The organism is Bacillus sp. FSL M7-0558 (assembly GCF_038003245.1).
Taxonomy (GTDB): domain Bacteria; phylum Bacillota; class Bacilli; order Bacillales; family Bacillaceae; genus Bacillus; species Bacillus pumilus.
In genome coordinates, this window is the sequence record NZ_JBBOOU010000001.1 from 3,421,705 (window position 1) to 3,441,568 (window position 19,864).

Genomic DNA, 19,864 nt, shown 5'->3' on the forward strand with positions numbered 1-19,864 from the left:
CGTCACCCTTCTTCGCTCTGATCATATTTGGCATGATACCAATTGATCGTTTTTTCAATACCTGCTTCAAATGATGTCTCCTGCGTCCAGCCAAGCTCCCGTTTTAGCTTACTGGCGTCAATCGCATACCGTCTGTCATGTCCTTTACGGTCTTCAACAAACGCAATACGGTCATGACTGATCCCGAGCTGTGTCAGAATGGTTTTGGTCAAATCGAGATTCGTTTTCTCGTTGCCGCCGCCAATATTGTACACTTGCCCAGCTGTTCCGTTTTCAAGGACCTGCTTTACAGCTCTCGCATGATCCTCTACATACAGCCAATCGCGAATCTGCTGGCCGTCCCCATAAATCGGGATCTTTTCTCCATTGATTGCTTTTCTAATAATCGTCGGTATTAATTTCTCTTCATGCTGATGCGGTCCATAGTTGTTGCTACATCTTGTGATCATTGCGGGTAATTGGTGAGTGTGAATATAAGATTTTACAAGCAGGTCTGAGCTTGCCTTGCTTGCTGAATAAGGATTATTCGGTGAAAGTGGTGTTTGTTCTGTGAAAGCAGGATCATCTGGCTCTAAATCTCCATATACTTCGTCTGTTGAAATATGAATAAGTTTTTTCGCCTTTCCTTTTAAGACCGCTTCAAGCATACGATAGGTACCGAGGACATTTGTTTGAATAAAAGGCTCTGCCGATTCAATACTGCGATCAACATGGGATTCCGCTGCAAAATGAATGATGGCATCATAGACTTCATCAAACGCTTGATCTAGCTCATGTTGAAGGGTGATATCCCCTTGAATAAAACGAAAATGAGACAGCTTTAATAATTCCTCCATCTCCTCTGGATGACTGGCATATGTTAACTTGTCAAAAACAGTGAGCCGGACATCTGTTTCCTGAAGCAACAGCTTCACAAAATTCAGTCCAATAAATCCCGCTCCGCCTGTAATTAAATAAGATTTCGTCATTCGTATCCCTCTTTTTTCTTCATCGTTTCAAACATTTTCGTCGATGCTTGGTGGAGAGATTCATGTGTTCCTGCATCAATCCACCACCCTTTTAACATATCATAGGTCAGCTGGCTATTTGAGATATAGAGATTGTTTACATCTGTAATCTCTAATTCGCCTCGATCTGACGGCGAGATTTTCTCAATATATTGAAAGACTTCTTGATCATAAAAATAGATACCCGTGACGCAGTAGGATGAACGCGGATGCTCCGGTTTTTCCTCAATTGATAAAATTCGGTGGTGGGTGGCATCAATTTCTGCAATACCAAACCGCTTTGGATCTGCCACTTCTTTCAACAGAACCTTCGCTCCGCTTTCTTGCTGCTGAAAGGCTTCAACAAAAGGGGTTAGCGAATCCTCAAATACATTATCACCAAGCATTAGCACAAACTTTTCCCCTTCTACAAAGGGCTTTGCGTAGGATAAGCCGTCCGAAATTCCAGAAGCTTCAGGCTGGACCTGATACACAATGTTCATCCCTAGTTCCTGATCGCCTTCAAGTAGCTTTTGAAACAGCGGGATTTGTTCTGCTTGTGATATGACCATTACATCCAATATTCCCGCTTCTTTCAATTTGAACAATGACCAATAAATCATCGGATATGGGCCAACCGGCAATAAATGCTTATTGAAAATCTTTGTTAAAGGTGCCAGTCGTGATCCCTTTCCTCCTGCTAAAATAACTCCCTTCACATCTACACATCCTTATGTTCTTTTTGGTGATGATTCATGAGGTGTATAAGAATGTATTTCACTCGTTCGGTTCCTTTTCCATCAATGAGTGACCGTCCATTGAGATGGATGCTCCTGCGGAGAAAGTAGCTGCCGGATAGTCTGCGAGTAGCACGCCATATATCCTTTTCATCCACAAGGCGACCTAATCCAAGATGGTGACAGGCTCCCTTTTGTGCAAAACGAGTGGCTGTTACTGCTTGGTGGTCTACTTGCGAAAGGACAATGCTGGGCACTCCGATACAAACGGCCTCATATAACGTCATCCCGCCAGCAACAATCGCTAGATCGGCTTCTGCAAGACGGGCAGGTAATTGATCCGTATGACGAATGAATTGAATATGTGCAGCCTCGATTTCTTCTTCGATGCGAGAGGCTTTTCCTGTAACCGCTAGAATGTGTAAATGGCAAGCTTCGAGAAGTGCTGATACAGCCTTTGTTAATAATCCGCTTGGATCACTGCCTCCAAGGCTGATCACCACCTTCTTACATTCTTTGCGAACCTCATATGTGTCTTTTAATTTGCTGATCTCGTGATCTAACAATAAATAAGGTGTTCCATAAAAGTAGTCCGTTCCATTTACTTGCAGGTGCTTTTCATCCAGTCCACCATAAATGCCGTTTACGACAGCATCAGCAAGCTGGCAAGCTTCTGTTCTTTCTTCTTCAAATAAGACCAGTTTTGCATTTCTGGAGGACGCTTTGATCGATCGAAGGAACTGAAGGTCACAATCAAGGACATCGATTAGCAGAAGATTAGGATTTAGCTCTTTTATGTCCTGCTCCATTTGAAGGAATACGTTTGATTCCTGCACCAAATGAACGTGCCATGCTGGATGCGAGAGCATTTCTACACAAATCTGTTCATTTGTATAAAAATATAAGTCGTTTCCTTCTTCAATCAGTTCCTTTGCCAGCCGTTTCATTCTAACGACATGCCCCATCCCTCTTAAAAAACCACCGTACACAACAATCATGATTTTTTTATTCATTCAGCATCCTTCTGTCTCACAAATTGATTCAACCGAACAATATTAGGGTCTTGTTCACAAATGACGATAAGCTCAGCCGTAGGCACAGTAATAGATCCACCGGCTTTCTCAAGTAAACGGGTAGCAAATACATAATCTTCTTCTGTATCAATCGTGAATCGATAAGCAGGATATGCGAGTTCTTTGGGCGGTGTGAATAATTGCAGTTGAAATTGCTCAGGGTGCTTTCGGATATACAGCGTGACATGCTCACGCTCCGGCTGCGTAAGGGGAAAATTGTCGATTTCACATAAAATAGTTGCGTTGATCATTTCCCCGGAAATACCGAGTGGCGTTCCAGTCGTATACGTATAATCAGCCTTCTTCCGTCTATGTTCTTCAAGCATTTTCGACAAAAGCGCCGGATCTATAAATGGATTATCTCCCGTTAAACGTACAATGGTTTGTGGTTCAAAATGTTGAGCTATCTTTGCGAATCGCTGCAATACATCCATCTCACTGCCACGAAATACCTTATAGCCCTTTGATAAACAATAATGAGCCAATAGATCATCTTCTGCTTCGACTGTTGTGGCGATCATGAGGTTCTGCGTTTTGTGATTGTAATGATCTGATTGCTTTACCCGTTCAACGATGAAATCGATCAATGCCATATCTCCGATCGGCTTCATCACCTTTTTTGGCAGTCTTGTTGAGCCCATTCTAGCCTGTATGACAAAGAGCACATCATTGATCATTTGTAGACTCCTGCATGAGCACATCTTTCCACGAAACCCCTGTATGGGCTGGAATGTCTCTGACAGCCTTGACGCCAAGTAAAATCTCCATGTACCGCGGATGCAGACCTTGACTTTTTTGTCCTGGACGTAATACGGCTAGATTTTCTTCGGTCAATGTCTCGCCCTTTGCAATCCTTTTTGTCGTAAAAATCCCTCGATACGCAAATTCACGAATCTGCCCTTCAATGGCTGTTGTCGTTTTAAAAGAACTGCCAAGGAGCTCCTCTGACACAGAATGAGCGTCTGCTTCTGATTGATTTCGGTCCTTTTCTGCCGCTCGAATATGCTGAACCATTTCCTTTAATTCTCCGGGATCGAGTGCAAAGGAATGATCGGCGCCAGGCAGCGTCTTATCTATCGTAAAATGCTTTTCAATCATGGCTGCCCCAAGCTCCACAGCAGCAACAGGAGCTTCAGTAGGATGCTCACTATGATCGGAAAAGCCGATGACTGCCTCAGGAAAAGCGGCGGCTAAGGTTTGGAGCACAAGAAGATTCGTATAAGCTCTAGGTGCTGGATACTTTGCGACGCAATGCATAATGGCGACCTGATCGTTTTGCACGCTTGTAACCGCCTCATATGCTTCATGAACATCTGCAATAGTGGCTCCGGCTGTTGAGAAAATGATGGGCTTTTGAAAAGAAGCTGTGTGACGCAAAAGAGGCAAATGATTGATTTCATAGGATGCCAGTTTGAAAGCTGGTGGATCGGTTTGATTTAATAAATCCGCAGATTCTTCGTCACACACTGTGCTTAAAAATATTAGCCCTTTTTCCTCACAGCGGGTTAATAACACCGGCAGCCATTCTGGCGGCAGCTCCATTTGTTCGACTAAGGAAAAAATGGACACCTCTTCTCCCTTGGCTGTTTCGTATAAACCCGGTTCCTTTTGATACATCCGATCAGCTTGGAACATTTGAAACTTCACTGCATCGGCACCTGCTTCTTTTGCCACATCAATTAAAGCAAGCGCCTGATCCAGCTTTCCATCATGGTTAATGCCTGCCTCTGCAATGATAAAGACAGGCGCGCCATCCCCCACTTTGCGATCTCCAATGTAGAAATGCGCCATCTTATCTCTCTCCTTTTTTCGGCCATACATGGTAATACAAGAAGGCATTTGTTGTTCTAAATCCCATCTTTTCATACAGCTGAATGGCGGTTGTGTTATGCAGCTGTGTTCCGGCAGAAATAAAACGATGCCCTCTCTCATAAGAGACCTTCATCATCTCAATAAACAGCTTTTTCCCGATCCCTTTTCCTTGTACATCCGGTCTAATCGCAAACAGCTCAAGCGCCAGCTCATCGCCCTTGGTCATCCCTTGTATCAAGCCCACGACTTCATCGTTCACCTTTGCTACGATATTGATATCTGCACGTCCGAGCACATTATTTCTCATCCACTCTTGATAGAAATGCTGGACGACATTCTGGTCTAAAAATGGATCGAGGGCATACCGGCTTTTGACAAAAGCCTGATAAGCGAGTGACACCGCCTCATCGTATTCCTTTTCATCCGGCAGACTGATGACCACATCTTCACCTGTTGATGGCATTTCCATGTGAACAGGTGGCGCTTCAAGACGAGTGAGACCGCCCACATAGTACACATGTGACAGCCTTTGGACGATGCGGTTTTTTTCAACATCCGCCGCTTCAAGACGTAAAAAGAAAAAATCGCATTTTTCTGTTCTCATCCAATTGATGAAGCGCTCCATCAATTCCTGAAAAGCAGATGCTGACTCAGCTTCCGCAAACTTCACATGAAAAATATGCTGATCAAATATGCCGCTTTCCCATTTTGACCAGTCGTATAACAGCACTGCTTTCAGCTGGGCGCCACTGACAAGACCAAACTGTTTGAAGCCTTTCATTTGTTCAATTTGTGGACCGTATTTCTCAATCCAAGCGGACAGCACCTGATCGTCTATTGCATGAACGGCCTTCATGAAGATGCCTTCTGTTCTTTTAAAATAGACAGCACCGCAGTGATGACATCCTGCACATCTTCATCTGTCATACTTGGATAAAGAGGCAGTGAGAGAGTCCGCTTGTAGTACGCGAGTGACTCAGGGAAATCCTCTGGTGAATAGTGATAGGTTTGTTGATAGTATGGATGCAAATGAACAGGGATAAAGTGAACACTCGTGCCGATTTTATAGTCCTTTTGCAGCTGATCAATCAGCTCATTGCGTGTGATGAATGCTTCTTTCGGGTCCACTTGCAGTACATATAAATGCCATGCATGTCTTCCCTCATGATGGACTGGCGGCAGGATCAGCCCTGCTTCCTTTTGAAATGCTTGATTGTATGCTTTCGCAATTTGTTCTCTCCGTGCCTGCATATCATCTAAACGGCTTAGCTGAACAAGCCCTAACGATGCCTGCACATCAAACATGTTCATTTTATAGCCAGGTTCCTCGACCTCGTAGTACCACGTTCCTTTTTCTCCATAACGATTCCATGCTCCCTTGCTCATCCCATGGAGTGCTAGTCTTCTGATCCGAGCGGCAAGTGCATCATCATTCGTCGTCAGCATGCCGCCTTCTCCGGTCGCTATATTTTTCGTCGCATAAAAACTAAAGGCAGTCGCATCACCAATCGAACCAACGGGCTGACCGTGGTACGTTGTGTAAAGAGCATGAGCGGCATCCTCAAGCACAAATAAATCGTACTTTTTGGCAATGGCTAAAATCCGTTCCATATCGCACGATTGACCAGCAAAATGAACAGGGACAATCGCTTTTGTGTGTGGTGTAATCGCCGCTTCTAGTTTCTCTGCATCGAGGTTGAGTGTCGCTGGGTCAATATCGACAAATACAGGAGCTGCCCCTGTATGAATGATCGTATTGGCTGTTGCGCAGAATGTCAGAGGCGTTGTGATCACCTCATCCCCATTCCCAATCCCTCTTGCTTTTAAGGCTAAAAATAAAGCAGCCGTACATGAATTGACAGCGATCGCATGTTTTGCACCGGTCAGCTGCCGAAACTCTTCTTCAAACTGTCTGACTTTTGGTCCGGTTGACAGCCAGCCGGATTTTAATGTTCCAATGACTTCGTCAATTTCTTCCTGCTCAATCAACGGCAGGGCATAAGGAAGAAATTGTTCTCTCTTTTTTTCCATATCGCTTGCACACCCCTATCCTCATCTCTGAAAATCCACACCTGTTTTTGTTTGAAGCAGAGAAAGCAGAACATCGGTCGATCGCGCATGCGGATAATGTTGTTTAATGAACTCAGCTCCTTGCCTCTTTGCCAGCTTCATTTCTTGATCATCCGACAAAATACGAATGGCTTTCTCAGCCAGTTCAACAGGGTTTTCCATATGATAGCTGCCAAGCGACTCGTAATAAGGGTATCTTCTGCCTTCTGTCATTTTCCCGATCAGCACACTCTTTTCAAACAGCATCGCTTCAAGGCCGACGGTTGATGTGAGCGTAATGACCATATCCATATAAGGCAATAGGTCATACAAGTCGATTTCTTTTTTAATCAATCTCACATGATTTCCTGCTCGTTCAATGGACACATACTCATTTAATCGGTTTCGGGCAATTTCCCACGGATGCGGCTTCATGATCAACTGAATGTCTTTCCGTTTTGCAATCGTTTTAAGCACATCACCATAGAAGGCTTCTGAAAACGGCTGCGTTGCCACAAGCACGGTCTTTTTGGCAGGATTGAAGTTCAATTTTCGAAAGACCATTTCCTGTTGAAGCGGCGTTCGATCCTTCACCAAATCAAACCTCGGATGACCTGTGATCTCCACCTGTTCCGGCTGACAGCCTTTGTGTACATACCAGTCTTTTTCATACTTTCCAAACACCCCGTGGCACGTCGTGAAAATCGGCAAAAAGGCTTCGTCTCCCATCAGTGCGCCGTGCTGAAGACAGATACTCGTGAGCTGGCGTTTCACAGTTTGCAGTGCAAGTACGCGGCTGTAAGCATCCTCCGTTGTCCCCACAATAATGGCTGCAATTGGCTCCATCTGAAATAGCACTTCTGTCTGGTCAATCACATCAATAAATTGCACAATGTCCTTCCGAAGCTTTTCTCTAAAAAAGACATTGCCAAAGACGGGGTGCTTTGCGTAAGGTTTAAGGAGAGCATTTGCTTTCTCAATATATTCAGCATGGGCTTCTTTATTAACCTCTCCTGCTAATTCTGGCTTGCTGATGACGGGTAAACCGAAATAGTCTGCCTTCTTCCAGCGAGCAAGCACCACCGTTTGACTCGGATGGAACCGCGTGTAATTTTGTTCAGTAAAACGCAGATGTTCAAAGTGAAGCAAAACCTTTCCATTCGCCGGACGATAAGCAATACGCTTGATCTGCTGCTTATGTTGATCAAAAAATGGCTGAATCTCTTCCGGCAATGGACAATCGGTTGTCAATTCATGACCGAATGCTTCATCCTCCATACGTTCCCTCACTTCAGGACTGATATATTGATAGAAATTGCTGATCAACCCAAGAGGAATTTGTTGATAGGACAAATCCTTCATGAGATTTACATACTCAAAATACACCTGCCAATAATGATGAATATAGTGCGACACTTTAGGTCACCTCCCATGTCTTTGTTTTAATATATGGCGGAGCTCCCAGCAGGTAGACTGCTCAGGAAGTGCTTGAATAAAGGCACTTTTCTCTTCTTCCGCCAATTGATAGTGAATCGACTGTTCTGTGATGTAATTTGTATCTAACACTTCATCATAGGGATAGAACGGATAAAAATGATTTAATCGAAAAAAGAACCGGGCATCCCCTATTCGATAAAAATGCGGACTCTCGTCCCAGTAAGACCCAAATTCAGCATGAATTTTTGTTAAAATAGAAGCACGATGAACGACCGAGCAATGATCAATGGCACAAGGTGCATTCCATTGCACCGTTTGCGCAGGTCGAATCGTTTCCTTTACTGGCTCTTTATTGCTATTTAAATAGATTACTTTCGATGCAGAATAGACAATATCTTCACCTGATCGAGCATCTAGATAATGTGTGAGCTTCTCTAAACGGTCCGGGGCATAGACATTGTCATCTGTGGCATAGGAAATATACTCGCCCTTTGCTAGTTCTAAAGCTTGATTAATGAGGACGGCGTATCGGGTTTTCGCTGTTCTCTCCTCCAGCGATTTGACACCGCTTTGGATAAAATGAACACGGCGATCTTTGCGAAAGGGCTCAATCGCGGCAAGGGTTTTTTCATTTGAACCATCGTCCATGATAAATAGTTCAAAGTCTGACAGTGTCTGCTGCAAAACCGCTTCAATCGATCTGCCGACGTAAGCCGCCTTGTTGTAGCTCGTCATAATGACAGTTACTTTTGTCAAAGTTTTCACCTCGGTCTCTTTCAAACTATGTTTATCATATGTGTCTCCTCTTAAAGAGACTGTAGAGTGACCTATTTTTTATAAAATTGTATTTTTTTAATGATCTATCTTTGAAAAACGCGAACTTTTTGGTAATATAAGTAATCATTTATGTGTATTAAAGGAGTAAAGAACATTGGAAGCTATGAAGAATGATCACTCCCAACAAGAGGAAGTAAAAGATTTTTTTCGATTTTTCAAAATTTTTGTCGCAACAAAAACGATTATTCGCTCATATCAACATTCCTATATTCCCATTTGGCTGATGATGCTCCTTGCAAGTATCGCTGGTACAGGCTGGGTCTACGAAGGGTATTTTAGCGAGTATATGGGCAATCATATTCCATTTCCTTTTATTTTGTTACAAGGTGCGGGATATGGTATTCTCGCAGGCAATCTCGGTCTATTTTTCGGTGTACTCATCCTAAAGTGGTTAGGGCGTCTTTTTTTCGGCAGTCAAACGGCATATCGAGATGTACTCAAAGCCTTCACGCTGACGACCTTTTTCCCTTCCGCTTTATTTGCACTCAGTTGGATTTGCACGATTGGAATGCTTGGTCCGTATACGTTTGTCAAAATCTCACCCTATTTAGATCAGCATTTTGAGGTATGGTATTATCTCGATCTTTTGACACTGATTGATGCTTATGCAAAGACGTGGATATTTGGAATGACTGTTTTAGGCATTGTCGCTGTGATGAAGCTGAAATTATGGCAAGCCTTCCTCATCGTGATCACACCGCTTGCGGCATGTTTTCTTATCATTACTCTTTTATTTGGTGTCCAGCGCGCTGTAAATTGGATGATGTAAGGCCTGACAAAGAATGCGAGGGTTTGCCCGCGCCTAAGGAACTGCACCACAGTTCCTTTTTTTCGTTCAATGTACATATTCTCCTCTCCTGTCTCATAGTGTGAAAGAGAGAAAGAATGCTATGGAAACAACAGGTGCTCAAGCGCCTTCTGTTTAGAACACCATGAGGAAAGAGGAGGAACGTTATGAAATTGAAAAATCAATTTGGGCAAGGTTCGGGTTTCGAAGGTCAAGATTTTCGCCAGCAACAATATGGAGCAAATCCGTATCCTGCGCAGCAGATGGGTTATTCAGTCCCTCCCCAAACGCAGGGTCAAATGCAAGGACAAATGCAGCAGGGATTTTCACCAATGCCGTCTACTGGTTCTTCACCAGGGGGGCAGGGCACGCAGAGCGGCGGGCAGCCTTATCAAATTCCTTCTGGACCGATTTATCAGCAGAATGTCACTGGTCAGCTGCCAATCGAGCAGTCCTATATTGAAAATATTTTACGATTGAACCGCGGCAAGGTAGCCACGATTTATATGACGTTTGAGGCAAGTAAGGAATGGAACTCGAAGATTTTCAGAGGCGTCATTGAAGCTGCAGGACGTGACCACATTATCATTAGTGATAACAAGACAGGAACACGATACTTACTATTAACGATCTATCTTGATTACATTACGTTTGATGGGGAAATTCAATACGACTATCCATACTCCATGTCCACGTATTCTCCGAGGTAGATAACGCCACATATCGCAAAAGCAAGGAGCAGGCGCCCTTGCTTTTTTCTTTTGATTAGGTTTTTGTCACACCTCTAGGGCGCTCGTCATAAGATGCCTAGTAGTTTTTATCAAACGCCTAGAGGTGACATTCATGACTGTTGAGCTGGATTATACTTCACCAAATGTTAAATATTCATACGATCTGAATCAAAGTCCCCTTGTGAAATACGATCAGCATAACCTGATTAACGTTTTAGGAAAAAAACAATTAAACTCGTTGGATCAAGTATCTCTGCTGGATATATATTTGAGTAAAAGCAAAGTCGTAGAGCCTCATTATCATCAAAATGCCGCAGAGCTTGTTTATTGTATAGCCGGTTCTGCTGCCGTCTCGATGCTGAATCCATTTACAAAAAAACTTCACACCTATACCATCACCCCAGGACAGGTAGCAAACGTACCTCAAGGCTGGTGGCACTATGAAGTTGCCCTTCAAGACAGAACTCATTTGTTAGCCATTTTCAACGCATCTACGCCAGAAGTGATCCTAGGCTCAGACCTTCTCACCCTCACCCCTGCTCACATCATGGCACATACGTATTGCATGAACGAAACACAGTGGAAACAGGCGACACAGCCGGTGAAGCCAAGTGTATTTATCGGACCATTTTGCCACAGAGAAGAGGAAGCACAAACGAACCCTGTCCCTCCGTCTCACTACATCCCTTATTATCAAGCACCGCCAAACTACGCCCCTTACTGGAATTAAGAAAAAAACCGATGCCCCTCTCAGAGCATCGGTTTTTTAGCTTATAAATTTTTTGCTGCTGCAATGACAAGCATGATCCAAGAAGCAATAAACGCCACTCCGCCAATTGGGGTAATGGCACCTAGAATCTTCACCTGAGTCAATGCTAGGACATAAAGGCTTCCTGAGAAGAAAAGGATACCTGCAAGCATCACCCAGCCAGCGGTTGGGACTAGAGAAACACCTGACAGCTTATCTGCAAGAAAGGCGACAATAAATAGTCCAATCGCATGGAACATCTGATATTGAACCCCTTTGTTCCAAATCTCTATATACTTTTCAGGGATTTTCCCTTCAAGACCGTGCGCACCGAAGGCTCCGAGTCCAACAGCTAGCATCGCATTAATCGCACCTAAAATGAAAAATAGTTTCATTCGTCATTCTCCTTATCTCGTCAATTATATTTATCATAGCGCGGGTGACAGACGATATTCAACTTTCCCTTTACGTTGACACGAGATTGTCGGATTTCTTTTTCTTTCGTAACAGAACTTGATCGACCGCGATCGCAATGAGTGTACCTAGAACAAGTCCATTGCTTAATAATGAAATGAGCACAGGATGCATGCCTTTCAAGGCTTCCTGCGGTACAAACATCGCCCCTACACCTGCTAAAACGGCAATCCCTAGGACAAAGCGAATCCGCGGAATTTCTTCTTTCTCATACTGATCAAACTCAGACATCGCAATTCCAATCATCGAGGAGAACACCACAAAGTTTACAGCAAGCCCCACAGGTGATGGCAATGCGGAGAAAAAGCTCATGAGCAGCGGGAATAAACTAATGAGTACAATGAGCAGACTTCCTATGAAAAATGGCTTTCTCGATGGAATTTTCGTTGTCTGGATAAATCCTGCTGCCCCGGAAATAGGTACAGGCGCAATCGCTCCGATCAATCCGCTCAGTAAGTGACCAAATGCTGCGACAAAACCAGCCGGACGAGCTCTCTTCCGCTCACGCAGTTCACCAAATGCCTTCACTGAACTTTCCACAATTCGAATACTTGCCAGCATGTTCACAATGAGTAATATGGTAATGAAAAAGGACGTGACAAGCAATCCACTATCAAAGACTGGCATGCCGAATGGGAAAAGCTTCGGAAACTCGATGATTTTTTCTGGAATTCGAACCGGCTTTGCCAACCCGAGTAGAGCGAATAACAACCAGCCTCCTGCAAGGGCAAACAACACAGAAAACTGTCTCAAGTAATGCCATTTTGAGCGGCTGATCATGAAGGTCAGGAAAATAATGAAGATCGATAAGCAAAAGACAAGCCCGTCCACCTGATTTCCCCGATAGCCGATGCCCATCAGCCCTTTCATGATCGGCTGACTTAACTGGACAACTAATAATAGCAAGTAAATGCCTGTGACGACTGGCGTAAATAAAGACGCGAGCCAATTAATGATTTTAAATAAACTAAAAATAAAAAAGAAAGCGGCACTAAAAATTAAAGCCCCTTGTAGTGCTTGCAGAGTTTCAGGATACGTCGCAAAGATGGTTCCTGTCATACCTGCATAAAGGGTATACACACCCCACCAAAGCCCCGCTGGACTTTCATTGATCGGCAGCATATGGCCGCATAAACATTGCACCATCGCCACAAGACCAAGTGAAAAGAAAGTACTTTGAATCAGCTCCGCTGACTGCACTTGGTTCAATTCAAATGCTTGTGCAATCGCAATTGGTACAGCAATAGAAGCTGCGATAAAAAATGCCATCCACTGAATGGCGCCCAAAAATAGTTTCAAACCGATCACCTTCCCTTTGTCGTGACAAGACCATTAAAAATCAAAGATAGAGTCGCCGTTCCCATCCTTCTCTTTTTGCACCTCTTCTTGATGCTGAAATTTCTTCGCACCACTCGCACCCATCAGTTTCTCAAGCATGGCTTGATCTGAGGATACGGGCGGCGCGGGCGGTGTCTGTATCGAAGAAGGTGGCGAGATAACCGGCGTTTGCGGCATTTGCACCTGTGATGGTGCATCGAGAATGACATCACATAGTGAAGAAATCGCCGCCACTTGGCGTTTCACCTCTTCATCATTTTCACTTTGTTTCGCCTTTTGAACCGCTTCCTCCATTTTTTGAAGCAGGCTTGATATATGAATATTCAAGGGTAGACCCTCCAATCTAAAAAAGTCTCTTTTCAACATTATTTTACCAAATGAACAAACGAAATGGGTTCATTTTTTCAAAGCAGTCTGCTCCCGCCTCTCTTATTTGACCCGACATAGCCCTTCACACATAATAAAGGAAACAACATCGTTTATGAAAGGATTGAATAATGGACAAACTCACTACTCTTTTTCAGAAACAAAAAGTCTTTCAAAAGCCGCCGGTGGAAGAACGCATCCGTCTTCTTAAAGACTTAAAAGCAGCCATCAAACAGCATGAGAAGGATATTTTACAAGCCTTGGCCCATGATTTACATAAATCCGAACAGGAGGCCTACACAACAGAGATCGGGATGGTGTATGAGGAAATCAATCATACCATCAAGCACCTCCACAAATGGGCAAAGCCAACACGCGTGAAAACGCCCCTCACTCATATCGGGTCGAAAAGCATGATTATGAAGGAACCTTATGGCAATGTGCTCATCATTGCCCCTTGGAACTATCCTTTCCAATTGGCCCTTTCTCCATTAGTTGGTGCCATTGCTGCGGGTAATGCCGTTATTTTAAAACCGTCTGAGCTGACGCCGCAAGTTTCAGAAGTAATCAGTGCAATGGTCGAACCTGTATTTCAAGAAGACCATGTAGCTGTCGTAGAAGGCGGTGTAGATGTGAGTACAGAGCTGTTGAAACTGCCCTTTGATTATATCTTCTTTACAGGAAGTGTGGCAGTTGGCAAAGTCGTCATGGAAGCCGCCGCAAAGCATTTGACCCCTGTCACACTTGAGCTTGGCGGAAAAAGCCCTTGCATCGTCACGCCTGATGCAGATATCAAATTAGCGGCAAAGCGAATCACGTTCGGCAAATTTACCAATGCTGGCCAAACGTGTATTGCACCAGACTATTTGCTTGTTCATGAATCCATTAAAGACGATCTTTTGCGGGAAATGACAGCCTGTATCCGTGACTTTTATGGCGAACAACCGGAAACACATCCGCACTTTGGGAAAAATGTCAGCCAGCGTCATTTTGACAGGCTCTCACAATTTCTCTCAAATGGAACGATCGTTACAGGTGGACAGCGCAACGAAGACGAGCTCAAAATTGCACCAACCATATTAGACCACATCACATGGGAAGATCCTGTCATGCAGGAGGAAATTTTCGGACCGATTCTGCCTGTCATGACCTTCGATTCTCTGCACGAGGCAGCACATATGATCAAAGCTAGACCGAAGCCGCTTGCTCTTTACTTATTCACAACAAGTAAAGAAACAGAAGCCTATATTCTAGACCATCTCTCATTTGGCGGAGGATGTATCAATGACACGCTCATGCATGTCGCTACTCCTTACCTGCCATTCGGAGGCGTGGGTGAAAGCGGCATGGGACGATATCACGGGAAAGAAAGCTTCTTTACGTTTACGCATGAAAAAAGCGTCCTGCGCCAAACCAATCGCTTCGATTTTTCCTTCCGTTATCCAAATGCGAAAAACGGACTCGACTTGGTTCGTAAATTTTTAAAATAAACAGGACGAAGGGTCTCTCCCCTCGTCCTCTTTTTACTCAATATCTTGGATACACCAGTTGATTTCTTCAATCCCCATTTGCTTTAAATACGCGTTTACCTTTGAAAACGGACGACTGCCAAAAAAGCCGTTTCTTGCAGAAAAAGGACTTGGATGAGGTGACTCAATGATGAAATGCTTGTTTTGATCAATGCGTTCTTTCTTATTTTGAGCATGTCTTCCCCACAGCACAAAAACGACGGGCTGATCACGTTCATTCAGCACATCAATCACGCGGTCTGTCACACGTTCCCAGCCTTTTCCTTTATGCGAGTTCGCCTCGCCCTTTCTCACGGTTAGCACAGTGTTTAAGAGCAGCACACCTTGCTCTGCCCATCTCACAAGTGAGCCGTGATTTGGAACAGGACAGCCAATATCATCCTTTAGCTCCTGAAAAATATTTCTCAATGATGGCGGATGCTTCACACCAGGCTGAACAGAAAAGCTTAATCCATGTGCCTGACCTGGGCCATGATAAGGGTCTTGTCCCAAAATCACCACTTTGACCGCTTCATATGACGTCAAATGAAGCGCACGATAAACGTCATCTGGTTTCGGAAAAACGGTCTGCGTGCGATATTCTTCCTTCATCCATTCACGTAATTCCTGATAATATGGCTGTTCAAATTCACTTTTCATCACAGCCCACCAGCTATCATTTAAAAATGGCTTCATTGGGGTTCTCCTCCTTGTGTCTGCTGCGTTAGTCTTGAGATCATCGGTTTTCCATCCCACACAATCTCACTCTCTGATTCTCGTTTTTTCATTGCTGGTTCTTCTAATAAGACAGCAAAGTTCGCTGTCGGAAGGTCACCCAGCCCATGCTTTTCACTTAGATCATCTAAGTAGTTCTTCCTTGTCTCACCAAGATCACTAGACTGATTCCCTCCGCCGTCAAAAAACGCATAGATCACGCTGGCAGCTGGCACTCGTTTGATCCGGGCATGCTGTGATACACGCAAAAAGAAGTCCCAGTCCCAATAATGATGCATCGCTGGATCAAAATAGCCAATCTCATCGTGTATACATCGTTTATACATACTGCCGGAAGGAACATATGTAGAAAAGACACGCATATCCTCAATAGCAGCTGTATACGCAAACAAACGTCTTGACACCGGGAAGCGGGTCGCGCCTTTTTCTTCAAATGACACAATTTCTGCATCAGAAAAGACAAAATCGGCGTCCTCCAGCGCCTTACTCATACGTTCAATATGACAAGGTGTAAAGTAATCATCGTCGTCACTCAGCATGATGACATCGCCAGTCAGCTCCCGCACCCCCACGTTTCTAGCATTCACATGCTGGACGTTCTCATCTAAATGGATCAAGCGGATCGGAAGTTCGGGGTAGAGTTCCTGAATGATCTCGACGCGCTCTCCTGCATCATTCACAACCACAATTTCAAAAGGCTGTACGGTTTGTCTCGTAATAGATTCAAGCAGCTCACACAATGCGCTGAGCCGGTTATGTGTCACAATTAATAAGGAAATCTTCATATTCAGCTAACTCCTTTAATAGATTCGTCTTTTTCCATTAAAACATAAAATGACGTTCTTCTCATGATATAAAAGGCGGTTTGATGTGACGGGAAAATGGGAATTTTCGATGGAAAGGAGTGATCACGATGGAATATTTCACAGTAGAAAATAGCAAAGAAGCGAAGCAGACCATTGAACAAATACGCTCAGCAAAGGATGATATTTTTGTTTTTGCATACGATCCAGAACGCTCTGATACCGTCACAGAGCATACGAATGCCAAAAGCATGACAGCGGTCGATCAAGGGATTTTAGATCAAATTGCCAATGTCATCCGCACCCGGGATGACGAGCTCATGGCCAAAATGATGTCAGTTGGCGCCGATCAGGAATTAGCTTTAACTCTTTTAGACGAACTGAAAAAGGGGAAATTAGTGATTTTTAAAAGGTAAGGGGTAAGGCGTTTTTCCTAGGGTAGAACGCTTTTTTATGCCGTTTCATTGTGATAAATGGAAAAGCTGATTATAATAAGGATAGAACAGTAACTGTTACACATCACATTGGAGGTTCAGCAACTATGTCTATGAATAAAGCACTCACCATCGCAGGCTCGGATTCAAGCGGCGGTGCAGGTATCCAAGCAGATTTAAAAACGTTTCAAGAAAAAAACGTCTACGGGATGACAGCTTTAACCGTTGTCGTTGCAATGGACCCTCATAACCATTGGGATCATCAGGTGTTTCCAATTGATACGGCGACGATTCGTGCGCAGCTCTCTACCATTGTAGAAGGTATTGGGGTAGATGCGCTGAAAACGGGTATGCTCCCAACGGTCGACGTGATCGAACTTGCAGCGGACACCATCAAAACATACGACCTAAAAAATGTCGTCATTGATCCTGTTATGGTTTGTAAGGGTGCGAACGAAGTCCTTTATCCAGAGCACGCGGAAGCACTGCGCGAAAAGCTTACGCCACTGGCAACAGTCATCACGCCTAACCTTTTCGAAGCAGGTCAATTAAGCGGAATCGGTGAGATCAAAACGATCGAACAAATGGAAGAAGCAGCAAAACGCATTCACGAACTTGGTGCCAAGTATGTGGTCATCACTGGAGGCGGTAAGCTAAGCCCAGATAAAGCGATTGATTTGCTTTATGATGGACAAACCTTCGAACGACTTGAAACAGAGAAGATCGACACAGAATACACACACGGCGCAGGCTGCACATTCTCAGCAGCAGTCACAGCTGAACTGGCAAACGGCTCAGACGTGAAAGAAGCCATTTATGCAGCAAAAGAATTCATCACAGCTGCCATCAAAGGCTCTTTCCAGCTAAATGAATACATCGGACCAACAAAGCATTCTGCTCATCGTTTTGACAAATAAAACAGAAAAAACCCGATTCGCCTTGTTAGAAGGTGAATCGGGTTTTGTTTATCGATAGCTGCGTCTCTGTGCAAACAGCCAATCTGTTAAGCCTGGTGTCTCATAAGCAGGCGTCCATGATGCATGGTCATATCCATACTTGCTTGCGTACTCCGTATAAAGCGGCTGGCCGCCAGCTTTTTGAATAGCTTGAATTGTATTTCTCGCATAGCTGATAGGGATAATGGAATCATCTTCTGCATGAAATGCCCATATCGGCTTGTGCGCTAAAATTCCTGCCTTGCTTGGATCTGCACCCCCCGCAATAGGAATCATCGCTGCAAACAAACGAGGATATGTGATGTTCAACTGGTACGTGCCAAATCCACCTTGTGATAAACCCGTCGCATAAATTCTTTTCTGATCAATCTGATAAGAAGTTAACACATGCTGAAGGACATCATAAGCTTTGTGTAAATCTGGTGAAAATTGAAACACGTTTGTCAGATCGATTTCATTTTGCAAATTTCTTGTTAATGCAAATCCTCCATCGACAGCATTTCGCGCCTGAGGTGCTAGTACGTACGAAGGATGTTTCTTTTGGACTTCAGGGGAAGCCCATAAAACTGCACCATCATTCGCAAGTAACTGCTTTTGATTGTCTGTTCCCCTCTCCCCGCCTCCATGTAAGAACAGGACTAGAGGATAGGCTTTACCCCTCTTATGGTTTTTTGGAATATACAGCCGATAAGGCATTCCTTGGTATTCGAAAGATAAAAAAGATGATGCAATGTCCTCTCGTGTGACAAAGCGATAATTGTACGTAGACGTGGAAAGGCGATGGTTTTTATTGTAAGCGCTTACTTTTAAAGTCGTATCAGTTTCTATATGAATGGGCTTTTTGTATAACTGACTTTGAGTTGTCGGCTGGCTGCCATCTGTTGTGTAATAAAGAGAAGCTTTTTGAACGTGAGAATGCAGAGCTACCTCTTGTGAACGATAATATTGACCAGATGGGACTGAAGCAGTTGATGCAAAATACGACGTATGATTTCGGGCAGAAGAAACGGAAGGAAAAAGAAAACTCATAGAAAATAGGACAATGATAAAGGTGATCAGGCATTTCTTGGTTGTATGGTTCATATCGTTCCTCCTGTACATGCTCAGATGAATTTTTATTTATTATTTATCATGACAATAGAAATGTCAACGCTTTCATTTCAATTTCTGAATCATCTGACCGAAATAAAAGAGTGCACTCGCACGCAAGTACACTCTTTTATCCATAAATGAATACCTACTTTTGCTGATCAGATTCTTTCGCCATTTTTCGAATAAAGGCTTCAATGGATTCAACAAATAAGGCATATTCTTTCATTTGTTTATACGTATCTGACAGCTTCTCTTTTAATTCTTCCTGCTCTAGAGAAGGTTCACCGAGAATAGATTGGACTTGAATGAGCAATTCTTTATATTCTTCACGTTTATCTTCAACATGATCTGCCATTGTCTCCAAGCGTTTTCTAGTCGTCGGTTGCTGTTTTGAATTCAAATAAACAACCCCTTTTTTTGTCCTACCGCATTTGGATAAACGTCAGCCTCAGCTGTATATATTTTAAAATGATACCATAATGCCACTTGATATCCTATATGTAAAACGTCATCAAACCGCTTCCAGCCAACCTTGTATATACACGTTATAGGCTATAAGATACAGGTTGATTTAACTATTAAAACCAGAGCAGTATAATGGAATGGGCTAACCCCAGCTAAACATGTCCAATGTTTGGGCTGACCTGTTCAGTTGGATAGTTATATTCTTTGTCGTTTTCATTGGCGTTGAATCTGCTTATAGAACAATTCATAAAATGAAACATCGAACTGAATAAAGACGAACAAAAAAGCCCTGTGGACAGGGCTTTTTCTTTGTTCTTTTTTCAATCAATCATTAATGGAGTTGCTTTTTATTCCAGTACGCCTTTTTGCTAACACTAGAAAGCCCAATAGAAAAAGTAAACTTGTGGAGAGTCTACTTCTCCTAATGCTTATCCAAAGTATCCGTTTTCTGCGGTTTGAAAATCATTTGAGGAATTTATATGTACAGTAGTTGTGA

General features: G+C 43.6%; 22 protein-coding genes. 6 read left to right on the forward strand and 16 right to left on the reverse strand.

Annotation, left to right across the window (positions count from 1 at the left end; all coding sequences use genetic code 11):
* Window positions 1–2: 2 nt before the first annotated feature.
* The 9 genes from rfbB to MHB79_RS17465 are packed head-to-tail and all read right to left on the reverse strand — an operon-like array spanning window position 3 to window position 8,850.
* A complete protein-coding gene (rfbB, locus tag MHB79_RS17425) occupies window positions 3–968 on the reverse strand; it encodes a dTDP-glucose 4,6-dehydratase (RefSeq protein ID WP_251190664.1) in 966 nt (321 codons plus the stop codon).
* Window positions 965–1,705: a sugar phosphate nucleotidyltransferase gene (locus MHB79_RS17430; RefSeq protein ID WP_050944489.1), complete on the reverse strand. Its 741-nt coding sequence runs from the start codon at window positions 1,703–1,705 to the stop codon at window positions 965–967. The genes rfbB and MHB79_RS17430 overlap by 4 nt, the downstream gene beginning before the upstream one ends.
* Before the next feature lie 2 nt (window positions 1,706–1,707).
* Window positions 1,708–2,736, reverse strand: coding sequence for a PseG/SpsG family protein (locus tag MHB79_RS17435; protein WP_106035716.1), 1,029 nt, complete (start codon window positions 2,734–2,736; stop codon window positions 1,708–1,710).
* A complete protein-coding gene (locus MHB79_RS17440; protein WP_226804375.1) occupies window positions 2,733–3,473 on the reverse strand; it encodes a glycosyltransferase family protein in 741 nt (246 codons plus the stop codon). The genes MHB79_RS17435 and MHB79_RS17440 overlap by 4 nt, the downstream gene beginning before the upstream one ends.
* Window positions 3,463–4,587, reverse strand: a complete 1,125-nt coding sequence (locus MHB79_RS17445) for an N-acetylneuraminate synthase family protein (protein ID WP_340990361.1) — start codon at window positions 4,585–4,587, stop codon at window positions 3,463–3,465. Before MHB79_RS17445 ends, MHB79_RS17440 begins: the two co-directional genes overlap by 11 nt.
* 1 nt (window position 4,588) lies before the next feature.
* Entirely contained in the window at window positions 4,589–5,464 is an 876-nt protein-coding gene (locus MHB79_RS17450) for a GNAT family N-acetyltransferase (RefSeq protein ID WP_003215248.1), read from the reverse strand.
* Window positions 5,461–6,639: a DegT/DnrJ/EryC1/StrS family aminotransferase gene (locus tag MHB79_RS17455; protein WP_113387471.1), complete on the reverse strand. Its 1,179-nt coding sequence runs from the start codon at window positions 6,637–6,639 to the stop codon at window positions 5,461–5,463. The genes MHB79_RS17450 and MHB79_RS17455 overlap by 4 nt, the downstream gene beginning before the upstream one ends.
* A 21-nt stretch (window positions 6,640–6,660) precedes the next feature.
* Entirely contained in the window at window positions 6,661–8,073 is a 1,413-nt protein-coding gene (locus tag MHB79_RS17460) for a capsular polysaccharide export protein, LipB/KpsS family (protein ID WP_003214910.1), read from the reverse strand.
* A 6-nt stretch (window positions 8,074–8,079) separates the two neighbouring features.
* Complete coding sequence (locus MHB79_RS17465; RefSeq protein WP_169901773.1) at window positions 8,080–8,850, reverse strand: glycosyltransferase family 2 protein; 771 nt, start codon at window positions 8,848–8,850, stop codon at window positions 8,080–8,082.
* A 184-nt stretch (window positions 8,851–9,034) separates the two neighbouring features.
* Between MHB79_RS17465 and MHB79_RS17470 the strand changes: the two genes are divergently transcribed.
* The 3 genes from MHB79_RS17470 (at window position 9,035) to MHB79_RS17480 (ending at window position 11,179) form a co-directional block, all read left to right on the forward strand.
* Window positions 9,035–9,700 (forward strand): YIP1 family protein, encoded by a 666-nt coding sequence (locus MHB79_RS17470; RefSeq protein ID WP_231953238.1) that lies wholly within the window; start codon window positions 9,035–9,037, stop codon window positions 9,698–9,700.
* 185 nt (window positions 9,701–9,885) lie between these two features.
* The gene (gene gerQ / locus MHB79_RS17475; RefSeq protein ID WP_003215192.1) at window positions 9,886–10,428 is read left to right on the forward strand and encodes a spore coat protein GerQ; all 543 of its coding nucleotides are present in this window, start codon (window positions 9,886–9,888) and stop codon (window positions 10,426–10,428) included.
* Window positions 10,429–10,561: 133 nt separating this feature from the next.
* A complete protein-coding gene (locus MHB79_RS17480; protein WP_050944496.1) occupies window positions 10,562–11,179 on the forward strand; it encodes a cupin domain-containing protein in 618 nt (205 codons plus the stop codon).
* Between the two features lie 41 nt (window positions 11,180–11,220).
* Here MHB79_RS17480 and MHB79_RS17485 read toward each other — a convergent pair whose 3' ends face one another.
* From MHB79_RS17485 to MHB79_RS17495, 3 genes are all read right to left on the reverse strand, one after another.
* On the reverse strand, window positions 11,221–11,592 hold the full coding sequence (locus MHB79_RS17485; RefSeq protein WP_003215282.1) for a DUF423 domain-containing protein: 372 nt from the start codon (window positions 11,590–11,592) through the stop codon (window positions 11,221–11,223).
* 70 nt (window positions 11,593–11,662) lie between these two features.
* A complete protein-coding gene (locus tag MHB79_RS17490) occupies window positions 11,663–12,970 on the reverse strand; it encodes a purine/pyrimidine permease (RefSeq protein ID WP_340990367.1) in 1,308 nt (435 codons plus the stop codon).
* Window positions 12,971–13,003: 33 nt separating this feature from the next.
* Window positions 13,004–13,336, reverse strand: a complete 333-nt coding sequence (locus tag MHB79_RS17495; RefSeq protein ID WP_003214846.1) for a YwdI family protein — start codon at window positions 13,334–13,336, stop codon at window positions 13,004–13,006.
* Between the two features lie 170 nt (window positions 13,337–13,506).
* Between MHB79_RS17495 and MHB79_RS17500 the strand changes: the two genes are divergently transcribed.
* On the forward strand, window positions 13,507–14,865 hold the full coding sequence (locus MHB79_RS17500; RefSeq protein ID WP_339206280.1) for an aldehyde dehydrogenase: 1,359 nt from the start codon (window positions 13,507–13,509) through the stop codon (window positions 14,863–14,865).
* 33 nt (window positions 14,866–14,898) lie between these two features.
* On the opposite strand, the gene MHB79_RS17505 is transcribed toward MHB79_RS17500, so the two are convergent.
* Both MHB79_RS17505 and MHB79_RS17510 read right to left on the reverse strand, forming a co-directional pair.
* Complete coding sequence (locus tag MHB79_RS17505; protein ID WP_340990370.1) at window positions 14,899–15,579, reverse strand: uracil-DNA glycosylase; 681 nt, start codon at window positions 15,577–15,579, stop codon at window positions 14,899–14,901.
* Window positions 15,576–16,403 (reverse strand): glycosyltransferase family 2 protein, encoded by an 828-nt coding sequence (locus MHB79_RS17510; RefSeq protein WP_003214726.1) that lies wholly within the window; start codon window positions 16,401–16,403, stop codon window positions 15,576–15,578. Before MHB79_RS17510 ends, MHB79_RS17505 begins: the two co-directional genes overlap by 4 nt.
* Window positions 16,404–16,531: 128 nt before the next feature.
* On the opposite strand from MHB79_RS17510, the gene MHB79_RS17515 reads away from it, so the two are divergent.
* Together MHB79_RS17515 and MHB79_RS17520 are read left to right on the forward strand one after the other, a co-directional pair.
* Window positions 16,532–16,837, forward strand: a complete 306-nt coding sequence (locus MHB79_RS17515; protein WP_137054226.1) for a general stress protein — start codon at window positions 16,532–16,534, stop codon at window positions 16,835–16,837.
* A 125-nt stretch (window positions 16,838–16,962) separates the two neighbouring features.
* Entirely contained in the window at window positions 16,963–17,772 is an 810-nt protein-coding gene (locus tag MHB79_RS17520) for a bifunctional hydroxymethylpyrimidine kinase/phosphomethylpyrimidine kinase (RefSeq protein ID WP_044140232.1), read from the forward strand.
* Between the two features lie 48 nt (window positions 17,773–17,820).
* On the opposite strand, the gene MHB79_RS17525 is transcribed toward MHB79_RS17520, so the two are convergent.
* Together MHB79_RS17525 and MHB79_RS17530 are read right to left on the reverse strand one after the other, a co-directional pair.
* Window positions 17,821–18,894, reverse strand: coding sequence for a chitobiase/beta-hexosaminidase C-terminal domain-containing protein (locus tag MHB79_RS17525; RefSeq protein ID WP_340990371.1), 1,074 nt, complete (start codon window positions 18,892–18,894; stop codon window positions 17,821–17,823).
* 154 nt (window positions 18,895–19,048) lie between these two features.
* Window positions 19,049–19,303: a hypothetical protein gene (locus MHB79_RS17530; protein ID WP_008359596.1), complete on the reverse strand. Its 255-nt coding sequence runs from the start codon at window positions 19,301–19,303 to the stop codon at window positions 19,049–19,051.
* Window positions 19,304–19,864: the final 561 nt, after the last annotated feature.

What these genes read in the sequence shown, in the direction of transcription:
- MHB79_RS17445 (WP_340990361.1), bottom strand. Translation starts at nt 4,587, where the DNA reads ATGGCGCATTTCTACATTGGAGATCGCAAAGTGGGGGATGGCGCGCCT.
- gerQ (WP_003215192.1), top strand. Translation starts at nt 9,886, where the DNA reads ATGAAATTGAAAAATCAATTTGGGCAAGGTTCGGGTTTCGAAGGTCAA.
- MHB79_RS17515 (WP_137054226.1), top strand. Translation starts at nt 16,532, where the DNA reads ATGGAATATTTCACAGTAGAAAATAGCAAAGAAGCGAAGCAGACCATT.
- MHB79_RS17485 (WP_003215282.1), bottom strand. Translation starts at nt 11,592, where the DNA reads ATGAAACTATTTTTCATTTTAGGTGCGATTAATGCGATGCTAGCTGTT.
- MHB79_RS17440 (WP_226804375.1), bottom strand. Translation starts at nt 3,473, where the DNA reads ATGATCAATGATGTGCTCTTTGTCATACAGGCTAGAATGGGCTCAACA.
- MHB79_RS17480 (WP_050944496.1), top strand. Translation starts at nt 10,562, where the DNA reads ATGACTGTTGAGCTGGATTATACTTCACCAAATGTTAAATATTCATAC.
- MHB79_RS17455 (WP_113387471.1), bottom strand. Translation starts at nt 6,639, where the DNA reads ATGGAAAAAAAGAGAGAACAATTTCTTCCTTATGCCCTGCCGTTGATT.
- MHB79_RS17435 (WP_106035716.1), bottom strand. Translation starts at nt 2,736, where the DNA reads ATGAATAAAAAAATCATGATTGTTGTGTACGGTGGTTTTTTAAGAGGG.
- rfbB (WP_251190664.1), bottom strand. Translation starts at nt 968, where the DNA reads ATGACGAAATCTTATTTAATTACAGGCGGAGCGGGATTTATTGGACTG.
- MHB79_RS17450 (WP_003215248.1), bottom strand. Translation starts at nt 5,464, where the DNA reads ATGAAGGCCGTTCATGCAATAGACGATCAGGTGCTGTCCGCTTGGATT.
- MHB79_RS17505 (WP_340990370.1), bottom strand. Translation starts at nt 15,579, where the DNA reads ATGAAGCCATTTTTAAATGATAGCTGGTGGGCTGTGATGAAAAGTGAA.
- MHB79_RS17525 (WP_340990371.1), bottom strand. Translation starts at nt 18,894, where the DNA reads ATGAACCATACAACCAAGAAATGCCTGATCACCTTTATCATTGTCCTA.
- MHB79_RS17520 (WP_044140232.1), top strand. Translation starts at nt 16,963, where the DNA reads ATGTCTATGAATAAAGCACTCACCATCGCAGGCTCGGATTCAAGCGGC.
- MHB79_RS17500 (WP_339206280.1), top strand. Translation starts at nt 13,507, where the DNA reads ATGGACAAACTCACTACTCTTTTTCAGAAACAAAAAGTCTTTCAAAAG.
- MHB79_RS17510 (WP_003214726.1), bottom strand. Translation starts at nt 16,403, where the DNA reads ATGAAGATTTCCTTATTAATTGTGACACATAACCGGCTCAGCGCATTG.
- MHB79_RS17470 (WP_231953238.1), top strand. Translation starts at nt 9,035, where the DNA reads ATGAAGAATGATCACTCCCAACAAGAGGAAGTAAAAGATTTTTTTCGA.